Source organism: Brasilonema octagenarum UFV-OR1, from assembly GCF_963888615.1.
Classification (GTDB): Bacteria; Cyanobacteriota; Cyanobacteriia; order Cyanobacteriales; family Nostocaceae; genus Brasilonema; species Brasilonema sennae.
Window position 1 is genome coordinate 1 of the sequence record NZ_CAWPKW010000141.1, and the last position, 9,130, is coordinate 9,130.

Consider the following 9,130-nt stretch of genomic DNA (forward strand, 5'->3'; position numbering starts at 1 on the left):
CCCTCGCACGTAGTTGTGGTTTTGACATTCATATTTCCAGGTGCAAGATGTGAGTATAGGGGGTTGGGGGATCTCTTCTGCGTAAGTCTTACTCTTAACTAGTGAAAATCTTTTTTGTTTTATTGGCGGATTTCGTTGGGCGATCATCGCCTGCAAAAATGTAGAGATCTCCCGTTTGGAGTTCAGGAGACACGGGGGATGAGTGGTTGTTATTGACCATGAGTAAACCTCCATTGCCAAAAACAACCACTCTTATCGCCTATATTAGAAGCAGAATCGACGCAAACAAAAAGATTAATCTATAGATAAGCTGACGTCAGTGCATTGCCAACTCGCTTCAATTTTCAACTGTTTTCCGAACTGTTGTCAGAACGGAAAGCGTTCAAGGCAACTTCCGATGGATGAACTTCTTTTCCATCAATCTTTGCTTCCTCCAGCCTGCGAAGTACGATCATGCCACGAGAACGATTTGATGAGGAATCCTTATCCACGCAAGCCGCATATAAACGCTGAATTGGGCATTTCCAAAACCGGGTATACCGTTTTGGATTTGTATCTGCAATGGTGACTTCTTTAGTGTCTGGGTCATAATCTGCTAATAAGGAGAAGTGACCACCTTCTAAACTTGGATTTTCATGGGCAATCCGGGTATTGAAGTTCAGAATGTGGACATCAAGTTCATTGGTAACGGCGACTTCAACTTCACGTGTGAATGCTTCAAATGTCATACTCGGTTTATCAAAATGCTCAACCCGAATGGACACCGGTAATTTTTTTCTTTCAATGTAAGTTCGACAGGAGTCGTAGGTTTCTGCTAGCGTCATGCCATCATCTAAAACCGATGCGATCGGCAGTTGGGTGACATAGAAAATCTCATCAACACTCGTCAGATATCCCAATGCGGTAAAGGCATAGGCAATTGCAGTGACATTGCAACAGAAGATGGGTTGTTGAAACTGATGTAGTTGAATGATTTCCAAATCTCGTTTGGAAATTTGAGCCAGATTATCAAGATCCATTTTTCTGCCTCCTTAGATACATATATCGATTAACTCAGGACTTACACGGACACACGATTTATAGTAACTCGTATAGCTACACAGCAAATGTCTTGATTTTAATCTCAAGTCCAGAATTTACTCTCACTGGGCATACCTACGAGGTTACTTCCGCCGCCATCAGCCCAAATGGTAAGACTTTGGTAAGTTGAAGTTACGACAAGACTATTAATACGAAGTCCCTCGACCGAAGAAAATTTCATAATTTATATAGGTTTTAGATATAGGTTTTGACACTGTGAATGGTTTATATTTACCGAGTAGGTGGCATTAGATATGGGAGGAAGCGCTGCATAATTGTAAACAACTAACCCTCTAGTACCATCATCAACAGACGTGAGTGTCACTTACTGGCATATAAGAAGTTCTCATTTCTGCTAAATTGCAAGCGTTACAGTCTAAACTGAAAATCCGTCTTTCGGAACACCTCTAGCTTTAAAATAAGTAATCATGTCTAAGGTTCTTGTCTCCGACCCAATTGACCAGGCTGGGATTGATATTCTTTCCCAAGTTGCTACTGTAGATGTGAAAACAGGATTAAAACCAGAGGAACTGGTACAAATCATTGGTGAATACGACGCGCTAATGATTCGCTCTGGTACCCGCGTTACTCAAGAAATTATTGAAGCTGGGACGCAATTAAAAATTATCGGTCGCGCTGGTGTAGGCGTGGATAATGTGGATGTTCCCGCCGCTACCCGCAAAGGAATTGTGGTGGTAAATTCTCCTGAAGGGAACACAATTGCTGCTGCAGAACACGCGCTGGCGATGATGCTATCTTTGTCTCGCTACATCCCTGATGCCAATGCTTCAGTCAAACGGGGTGAGTGGGATCGTAAAAGCTTTATTGGTGCTGAAGTTTACAAAAAGACTATCGGTATTGTTGGCTTAGGTAAAATTGGTTCCCATGTTGCTGCTGTTGCTAGAGCAATGGGAATGAAATTATTGGCTTTTGATCCCTTTATCTCCACTGAAAGGGCAGAACAAATCGGCTGTCAATTAGTGGATTTGGAAGTTTTGATACAGCAAGCAGATTACATCACGCTGCATATTCCCAAAACTCCAGAAACCACCCACTTAATTAACACCGAAAGATTGGCAAAAATGAAACCCAACGCCCGCATTATCAACTGCGCTCGCGGTGGGATTATTGACGAAGAAGCATTAGCCGTTGCTCTGCGGGAAGGTAAAATTGCCGGTGCGGCGCTGGATGTGTATGAGGCAGAACCATTGGGTGAATCCTCATTAAAGTCACTCGGACAACAAGCTATCCTCACTCCACACTTGGGCGCTTCAACAACAGAAGCACAAGTGAATGTGGCAATTGACGTTGCTGAACAAATTCGGGATGTGTTGTTAGGACTTGCTGCGCGTTCAGCGGTGAATATTCCCGGACTGAGTCCCGACGTCATGGAAGAACTCAAACCCTACATGCAGCTGGCAGAAACCTTAGGTAAGTTGGTAGGACAGTTGGCTGGTGGACGAGTTGAGTTACTCAACGTCCGGCTACAAGGCGAACTAGCAACAAACAAGAGTCAGCCTTTGGTTGTTGCATCCTTGAAAGGACTACTTTACCAAGCTTTGCGGGAACGGGTTAACTACGTTAATGCCAGCATTGAAGCAAAAGAGCGCGGAATTCGCGTTATTGAAACGCGGGATGCTTCCATTAAAGACTATGCTGGTTCTTTGCATCTAGAAGCGACAGGTTCTTTGGGGACTCATTCTGTCACAGGTGCTTTGTTCGGTGGTGGAGAAATTCGCCTAACCAATTTGGACGATTTCCCCATCAACGTTCCTCCTAACCAACATATGCTCTTTACCCTGCACCGTGATATGCCAGGGATTATTGGCAAACTCGGTTCTTTACTTGGCAGTTTTAATGTCAATATTGCCAGTATGCAAGTCGGTCGCAAAATCATTCGTGGTGATGCGGTGATGGTACTCAGCCTTGATGATCCCTTACCCGATGGAATTTTACCTGAGATTATCAAAGTGTCTGGAATTCGTGATGCGTATACAGTAACTTTGTAAAGGCAAAAGTAAAAAGGTAAAAGTAAAAAGAAAACCTTTTTATTATGCCTTTTTATACCAAATCGCGTTTAAAACCTCACCCCGCCCTTACGGGCACCCCTCTCCTTACTAAGGAGAGGGGCAGGGGTGAGGTGATACGTATGAAGGCAAAGGGCGTATTACTTTTTACTTTTTTATGACAAACACTTGGTGGGAATTACAAATTTTATGTGAGCCAGAGCTAGAAGATTCCATCTTTTGGCGGCTGGAAAATTTTGGCTGTCGCGGAACAGCTAGTGAAAAAAAAGCAAATAACTTTTCGGTAAAAAGTTACCTACCGCAATTCCAAGCGCAGCCTTCAGATTTGGCTGATTTATCGCTGTTGTTGCGTCAAGATGCTTTATCTATGGGATTTTCTGCTCCTGCTGTACAGTGGGAAGTGATTGATGAGGAGGATTGGGGGAGTAGCTGGAAGCAATATTGGCAACCCCAGGAAATAGGCGATCGCCTCCTCATCAACCCTGCATGGCTACCACTTCCTGAAAATTCTGATCGTCTCATCCTTCGTTTAGACCCAGGTGTCGCATTTGGTACAGGTGCTCATGCGACAACTCAATTGTGCTTGGAATCCCTGGAAAAGCATATAATTCCAGCCAATAAACCTTGTGGGGATAATGAGCAAAAAAATCAGGATGTGGTGATTGCGGATATTGGTTGTGGTTCTGGTATCCTTTCAATAGTATCACTCCTACTGGGAGCCAAGAAAGCCTATGCAGTAGATGTTGATCCTTTAGCAGTCAAGTCAACTGTAGAAAACTGCGAACTCAACAATATAAATCCTCAAAGCTTGGTGGTAGCAGAGGGTAGTGTAGACGTTTTGACTAAACTGCTCGAACAACCTGTAGATGGTATTGTCTGCAATATTTTGGCTAATGTGATTATGAGTTTGGTTCCGGATTTGAGTGCGATAGCCAAACCCAGTACTTGGGGCATCTTTAGTGGGATATTATTTGAGCAATCTAAAGCCGTCGTCGATACTCTAGAGAAACACGGCTGGGTTGGTGCAACCGTGTGGCGGCGTAACGAATGGTGCTGTATTAATGTGCGGCGTTCCTAGGTTCAAGCGATATCGCGGGGCTTTTGTTTGTGTCCAATAGATTTTTTTGATTCTGTTACCAAACTTAACATTTGTTGGTACTGCATTGGAAACTGCGATTGCAAAAGGTGATATTCTTATGTGTGACCATTTATTGGCCCTGTATATTTTTGTCCCGCGCCTTCGCTTCATTGGCGCGGATTTTTTTTGAAGTAACAGTGCCAAACTGAGGATCAGGGCTTAACAGACGATACACAATATCAGAGCGATCGCGCCAACACACTCAGCGTGGCGGTATTTGGGCAACGGCAACGTTGTGAAACGCCGCGATCCACCACCGACCGTCCTCTTTGGTCAGGACCTCTTGCAGTTTTGTGTGCAGCGCTCCATCGCTGCCCAGTTTGGCACTCGGGGGCACCTGTTGCACGTTGACGAGCGTCGCATCAATGTCCGCCACAGCAACATCGGGCCGCAGAAAGTGGATCCTGCCGAGGGTGAAGGTGATGTGACTGCCCGCGAAGATGGTGCGGAAGATCTGCGCGTGTTCTTCCACAAACCCCGCTTTGCCGTAGATCTGGATGCCGACGATGTTGGTGAAAGTCCCGTCTTGGGCGTAGTGCTCGGCAAAGGTCTCGGCGTCTGCGCGATTCCACGCCTCTGCTTGGCTTTGCACAACGGCGGTGATGGCGGCGCGGTCGTCCGCACTGGGTGTGGTTGTTTGAGAGTTCATAATGCACTTCCTTTGGTGATGATGTTCTCGAAGTAGGTGGAGACGGCGTGCCAGTCGCCGGACTTTGCCGAGAGTGCGGTATACCCGTCAGGACGGACGACCCACAGCCCCTCCGGAGTGAAGGGTTCCCGGACTGAAGGCTCCAATAGACTTCCAAAGCGCAACAGCAGATCGGTAGGGATGTCCTCAGCCTTGCCAAAGATCGCGAACTGCGGTGCGCCCCCGGCTCCGACAGGTGATTCCTGCTGGCGAATGGGCGCGCGCTCTCCTGGGTGCGGAGCCAGATACTTTCCGCGTGCGTTGAGCGGACTGTGGGAATAGGCAATGGAGAGCTCGCCGGCGAGGTTTGAAGCGAACTTGCGAGCCGGAGACATCCCAAGAATGAGCGAGGCGGTGTGATTGCGGAGCGCCTGGCCCAGCTTGTTCTTGACCGTGGCCACGGAAGTGATCCGACCTGTCACTTTGAGCACGGCCTCCGCAACCGGGCTGCGCTCAGGGCTGTAGGTATTGAGCAGCTCCGCCGAGGCTCTGCCATGAACGACCAGAGCAAGCTTCCAGGCGAGATTGCAGACGTCCTGCATGCCAGTGTTCATGCCCTGGCCGCCCATGGGGCTGTGCACATGGGCCGCATCGCCGGCAAGAAACGCCCGGCCGCCACGGTAATCTGCGACTTTGCGCTCGTTGATGCGAAATGAGGAGAGCCAGACAGCATCAGTAGCGCGCGCGCCGCCAGGGAAGCGTTTGTCGAGGACCGTCTGCACGTCCGCCAGTGTTGGCTCTGGGAGACGGGCGGAGCTGCTGTGCGCTGATCCGACGTCAGCCACGATGCGGTAGCGGTTTTTCGAGATGGGAAAGGTCGCGAGCACACCGTCAGAGTGCCAGCCGATGTTGATCTCCGGTGTGCGGGGCACATCGACGAGGTGGATGTCGGCCAGCAGCCAATCAATGAGGGAGGTCTCGCCGTGGAACTCTTTGCCTAGCAGATGACGCACGGTACTATGGGCACCATCACAGCCGATCAGCCACGATGTTTCGACCATCTCTTCGGTGCCGTCGGCGTGGTGAAGTCTCGCATCGACCTTTTCACCGGTATCATTGAAGTTGAGGAGCTCGACTTGGCGATCAACTTGGACCCCCAGATCGTTCAGGAACTCCTCAAGGATGCGCTCCGTGTCACTCTGGGGAAGCATGAGCGCGAAGGGGTAAGCGGATAGAAGCCCGTCCATGGTGAGCCGCCCGATGGGGCGTTTGTCGGCCGATATCGTGACGCCTTCGACCTTGTATCCCGCGTCAACCAGGTGTTGGCTCACGCGGGAGCGCTCCAGAAGCTCAAGCGAGCGGCTCCAGAGGACGAGCGCCTTGGACTTGTCGGTGCGCTGGGGCGCTTTGTCGATGATACGCATAGGGACGCCGAAGCGCGCGAGTTCGATAGCCAGGGTGAGTCCGACGGGACCCGCTCCTACAATCAACGCAGAGGTTTTCATCGTGACTCCTTGTTGCAAAATAAAAAAGATGTTTTCATTTTGTCTCCTTATCGGAAATAAAAAGAATATTCTTTCTTTTATTATAATGACGGAGAGTCAAGCAGGATGCCGAAAATTTCTGAAGAGCAGCGTCAGGCGCGTCGCGACCAGATTTTGGCTGCGGTGTGGCGATGCTTTATTCGCAAGGGCGTTCACGGAACGTCTATGGAGGACATCATCCGTGAGTCGGGTCTCTCGGCAGGGGCGGTTTACCTCTACTTCACCGGGAAGCAGGAGCTGATCCTGGCCGCGATCTCGACCTATATGAGCCAGTTACGGGGACTTCTGCAGGCGGTGCTGATGCAGGAGGAGACACTTGCTCCGCTGCCTTTTGTGCACGAGATGGTGTCCGCGTTTACCAAACACACCAAACGGCAGGGCATCGATCTAAACTCGGTCATCCTCATGGGCTGGAGTGAGGCGCAGACGAATAGCGACGTGAAGGCGCTGGTGACAAACTTCCAGACCGGGTACCTGGACGCCCTGACCAATGTAGTCCGCCAGTGGCAGCAGCATAAGTACGTGCGCTCCGAGGCAGATGCGGAGGATATCGCAAAGGCTTTGCTCTCTTTCTTTTTGGGCTCTATCGTGCAAGAGGCTCTGCTGGGAGGAGCTGATCCGGCGACGCTCACCCGCGGTATCGAAGGCCTGCTTGGGGCGAGTGTTCCGCAGGGTCCACCCGGCAAGAAGGAACACGGGAGTTTGTCCTAAGTCGCCATAATCATAGACAAGCCTCGTTACCTACTGACAACTATCCCCAGTATCTCTAATTAATTCGTCAATAAAACCTCTTAGCCGTTCTTGCCAGTCAGGAACGGCTTTAAGTTTCTCTCTAACACCTTCGCGTACTTTTAAGCACACTGGTGACTTATCAAACGGTTCCTCATTGAAAGGAAGTGCTCCAAGCCTATGTTTTTTCTGAAAAGTCATTGAGACAATTTTTATTTATCGGTATACTAATACATATAGCATAAACATTGAGGTCGAGCAATGCTTTTATCCATCAAGACTAAGTTGAAGCTAACGGTTGAACAAAAAACCATGATGAGTAAACACGCAGGTATAGCGCGATTTACTTACAACTGGGGTTTGGCAACTTGGAAAAGCTTATATCAAGATGGATTTAAGCCTAACAAATACCTTCTTAAGAAGTTCTTTAACAACTCAGTTAAAACGCAGTTGGAATGGATTAAAGAAAAAGGAATTTGTCAAAAAATCACTCAATATGCTTTCGATCAACTAGGTGCAGCTTACGACAGATTTTTTAAAGGGCTGGGCGGCTATCCAAAGTTCAAAAAGAAAGGTCAAAACGATTCTTTCACTATAGATGCTAGCGGGAAACCTATCCCTGTTGGTGGTGTGCGTGTCAAACTGCCGACTATTGGATGGGTTAAAACTTACGAGGGATTGCCTCACACAACTACCGCCAAACTATCAATATCTCGGATAGCTGATGATTGGTACATTGCATTTGCGTATGAGGTTGAGGTCGAGCCTACGCCAAAGTTTGTAGAAATTGTAGGCGTGGATTTGGGAATAAAAGAACTAGCTACACTTAGTACTGGTGTTGTGTTCCCAAACCCTAAAGCTTACAAGAAAAATATTCAAAAGCTAAAACGATTATCTAAAGCACATTCCCGAAAAAACAAAAGCAGTAACAATCGCCACAAATCGAAGATTAAACTTGCAAAGCATCATGCTCGCGTTTCAAATATTCGCAAAGACTCACTTCATAAAGTCACCCATTACTTATGCAAAAACCACGCTGTGATAGTAATTGAGGACTTGAATGTTTCGGGCATGATGCAAAACCATAAGCTTGCTCAATCAATCGCTGATTGTGGATTCCATGAATTCAAGCGACAGATTGAATATAAATCTAAGAAGTTTGGAAGCAAGTTAGTTTTGGCGGATAAATGGTATCCATCATCAAAAACATGTAGTAGATGCGGCGGTAAAAAAGATTCCCTGTCACTGAGTGAACGTGTTTATTCATGTGAACATTGTGGGTATGTCTTGGACAGGGATTTAAACGCAGCCATTAACTTGAGCCACTGCTCGACTAGGGTTCCACAGGCTTAGACGCCGGAGGCGGCTTCCCGTAGGGTAGCATGTGGCGTATCGCGCAGGGCTTTGGCGTGAATGTTTTCTGAGGGCTAACCGCTCCCATGCTCCCTATGAAGAAAGAAATAAATGTCTAGACTTGTCTAGGTTTTATGTAGCAGAACTTGCAACACTTGTGTGATAATGGTTCCTCCGCCAGGGGCACCCACTGCCATACGAAGGCGACCATTTTCAGTGACAATAGTGGGAGTCATACTAGATAGAGGCGTTTTACGCGGTGCGATTGCATTCGCTTTTGCTCCCACAAGTCCAAACACATTCAGGACTCCAGGTGCAGCGGCTAAATCATCTATCTCGTCATTCATTAGAATACCAGTTTTTGGTACCACAACTCCAGAACCAAAACCATAGTTGACTGTGAAAGTTAAGCTAACAGCATTGCGCTGTTCATCTACAACAGTTGGGTGGGTGGTTTCAGGTGACTCATATCGAGTCGCGTAGAACCCCACTCCTAACTTTTCCTTGCGTGCGACTAGAGTCCGGCTATTTCTGACTCTGTGCTTGCCCAGACTGTGTTGCGGGATCAGATGCTGCGTACTTGTTCAAAACTGGTCAGCTAAAAACAATCAAAGATATAGCTGTAGCAATC

General features: G+C 47.9%; 7 protein-coding genes and 1 pseudogene. 4 read left to right on the top strand and 4 right to left on the bottom strand.

Annotation, left to right across the window (positions count from 1 at the left end; genetic code table 11):
• Positions 1–344 precede the first annotated feature (344 nt).
• Positions 345–1,019 carry a phytochelatin synthase family protein gene (locus tag AC5590_RS09600; RefSeq protein ID WP_169268568.1) on the bottom strand — a complete coding sequence of 225 codons (675 nt, stop codon included), beginning with the start codon at positions 1,017–1,019 and terminating at the stop codon, positions 345–347.
• Between the two features lie 489 nt (positions 1,020–1,508).
• Between AC5590_RS09600 and serA the strand changes: the two genes are divergently transcribed.
• Together serA and prmA are read left to right on the top strand one after the other, a co-directional pair.
• Positions 1,509–3,089, top strand: coding sequence for a phosphoglycerate dehydrogenase (gene serA / locus AC5590_RS09605; protein WP_169268569.1), 1,581 nt, complete (start codon positions 1,509–1,511; stop codon positions 3,087–3,089).
• A gap of 175 nt (positions 3,090–3,264) precedes the next feature.
• Positions 3,265–4,185, top strand: a complete 921-nt coding sequence (gene prmA, locus AC5590_RS09610) for a 50S ribosomal protein L11 methyltransferase (RefSeq protein ID WP_169268570.1) — start codon at positions 3,265–3,267, stop codon at positions 4,183–4,185.
• Between the two features lie 262 nt (positions 4,186–4,447).
• Here the strand turns inward: prmA and AC5590_RS09615 are convergent, their stop codons facing one another.
• Together AC5590_RS09615 and AC5590_RS09620 are read right to left on the bottom strand one after the other, a co-directional pair.
• Entirely contained in the window at positions 4,448–4,894 is a 447-nt protein-coding gene (locus AC5590_RS09615) for an SgcJ/EcaC family oxidoreductase (RefSeq protein WP_169268571.1), read from the bottom strand.
• Positions 4,891–6,378: an FAD-dependent monooxygenase gene (locus AC5590_RS09620; RefSeq protein ID WP_169268572.1), complete on the bottom strand. Its 1,488-nt coding sequence runs from the start codon at positions 6,376–6,378 to the stop codon at positions 4,891–4,893. Before AC5590_RS09620 ends, AC5590_RS09615 begins: the two co-directional genes overlap by 4 nt.
• Positions 6,379–6,483: 105 nt before the next feature.
• On the opposite strand from AC5590_RS09620, the gene AC5590_RS09625 reads away from it, so the two are divergent.
• Together AC5590_RS09625 and AC5590_RS09630 are read left to right on the top strand one after the other, a co-directional pair.
• Positions 6,484–7,128, top strand: coding sequence for a TetR/AcrR family transcriptional regulator (locus AC5590_RS09625; protein WP_169268573.1), 645 nt, complete (start codon positions 6,484–6,486; stop codon positions 7,126–7,128).
• Between the two features lie 279 nt (positions 7,129–7,407).
• Positions 7,408–8,499, top strand: coding sequence for an RNA-guided endonuclease InsQ/TnpB family protein (locus AC5590_RS09630; RefSeq protein WP_169268575.1), 1,092 nt, complete (start codon positions 7,408–7,410; stop codon positions 8,497–8,499).
• Between the two features lie 134 nt (positions 8,500–8,633).
• Here the strand turns inward: AC5590_RS09630 and AC5590_RS09635 are convergent.
• Positions 8,634–8,981 (bottom strand): annotated as a pseudogene (locus AC5590_RS09635) (gamma-glutamyltransferase); the annotation flags it as partial.
• Positions 8,982–9,130: the final 149 nt, after the last annotated feature.

Bases quoted from the DNA above. Each gene is read 5' to 3' on its own strand.
- prmA (WP_169268570.1), top strand. From the start codon at position 3,265: ATGACAAACACTTGGTGGGAATTACAAATTTTATGTGAGCCAGAGCTA.
- AC5590_RS09620 (WP_169268572.1), bottom strand. From the start codon at position 6,378: ATGAAAACCTCTGCGTTGATTGTAGGAGCGGGTCCCGTCGGACTCACC.
- AC5590_RS09630 (WP_169268575.1), top strand. From the start codon at position 7,408: ATGCTTTTATCCATCAAGACTAAGTTGAAGCTAACGGTTGAACAAAAA.
- AC5590_RS09615 (WP_169268571.1), bottom strand. From the start codon at position 4,894: ATGAACTCTCAAACAACCACACCCAGTGCGGACGACCGCGCCGCCATC.
- serA (WP_169268569.1), top strand. From the start codon at position 1,509: ATGTCTAAGGTTCTTGTCTCCGACCCAATTGACCAGGCTGGGATTGAT.
- AC5590_RS09600 (WP_169268568.1), bottom strand. From the start codon at position 1,019: ATGGATCTTGATAATCTGGCTCAAATTTCCAAACGAGATTTGGAAATC.
- AC5590_RS09625 (WP_169268573.1), top strand. From the start codon at position 6,484: ATGCCGAAAATTTCTGAAGAGCAGCGTCAGGCGCGTCGCGACCAGATT.